Raw genomic sequence first — 1,064 nt, 5'->3', positions numbered from 1 at the left:
GTTGCGCCTGCTGGTTGTAGGCGGCCCGGCGGACCGCGGCGACGCTGAGGTCCAGCGAGGGCGGAACCTCCTGGGTCCGCAGCGTCTCGATGTCGCCGGCCACCGAGGCGGCCGAGTCGGCCTGGTCGAAGGCGGTGAGCACCAGCGCGGCCCGGTCCCGGCCGAAGCCGGCCGAGCCCTCGGGCGCGGGGGTGGCCGCGTCCACCGGTTCGCCGCCACAGCCGGTCAGCATCAGCAGCGCCGCAGCGGCGGCGGCGAACGGCATCGCCGGCACCGGCGCGGCGAGGGTACGCGGGCTCCTGACGGATCTTCTGCCCAGCATCTCGTCCTCCATCCACAGCCGGTGCGCGGGAATCGCGCCCGATGCAGTCGAGTATGTGAGCGACCGTCGGCCCGGGCCGGTGGCGGCGCGGCCTCGTGCTACCCGGTCCGCGGGCGTTGCACGGAACGATGTCATCCGGCCCGGACAGCGGTCACCGATCGGTGTCGTCGAGCCGGGCGACCCAGGCGACCAGGCCCGACCGGGACGCGACGCCCGCTTTGCGGTAGATCCGGGTCAGGTGCGCTTCCACCGTGCGCGGGCTGATGTTGAGCTGCCGCCCGATCAGCCGGCTGGTGACTCCGGTCGTCGCCAGCCGCGCGATGTGCCATTCCCGGTCGGTCAGCGCGGCGGCCTCGCGCGGGCCGACCGGACGCGCCAGTCGCAGGGCGACCCGTTCCGCACCGCACCACCCGGCCAGTTCCAGCGCCCGGCGGCGGGCCCGCGCCGCCGGGCCGGGCTGGTCCGCGGCTTCGGCCGCCCGGGCCAGGGAGGCCAGCGCGAGGCTGCGCCGCAGCGCCATGCCGCCGGAGCGGAACAGGTCGGCAGCGGTCTCCAGGTGGAGCTGCGCCGCCGGGACCTCGCCGCGGGCGAGCAGCACCTCGCCGTACGCCGACTCGGCGAAGCCCCGCTGCCCCGGCAGGCCCACCTGCTCCGCCTCGGCCATCGCCTGCCGGGCCTGCCGCTCGGCGTCGTCCACCTCGCCCGCGGCGAGCGCGGCGGCGCAGAGCAGCTCGTGCCACAT

2 protein-coding genes are annotated in these 1,064 nt (G+C 76.7%); both read right to left on the bottom strand.

Annotation, left to right across the window (positions count from 1 at the left end):
• On the bottom strand, positions 1-322 hold a 322-nt coding region (locus tag KBX39_RS31800; RefSeq protein ID WP_210874122.1), incomplete at its 3' end, for a hypothetical protein.
• Positions 323-473: 151 nt separating this feature from the next.
• The coding region (locus KBX39_RS31795; protein ID WP_210874120.1) for a helix-turn-helix transcriptional regulator at positions 474-1,064 on the bottom strand (591 nt) is incomplete at its 5' end.

Source organism: Micromonospora sp. D75 (assembly GCF_018070405.1).
Taxonomy (GTDB): Bacteria; Actinomycetota; Actinomycetes; order Mycobacteriales; family Micromonosporaceae; genus Micromonospora; species Micromonospora chalcea.
Note: the sequence above shows the minus strand (reverse complement) of the source record. Positions and strands in the feature narration are given on the sequence as shown.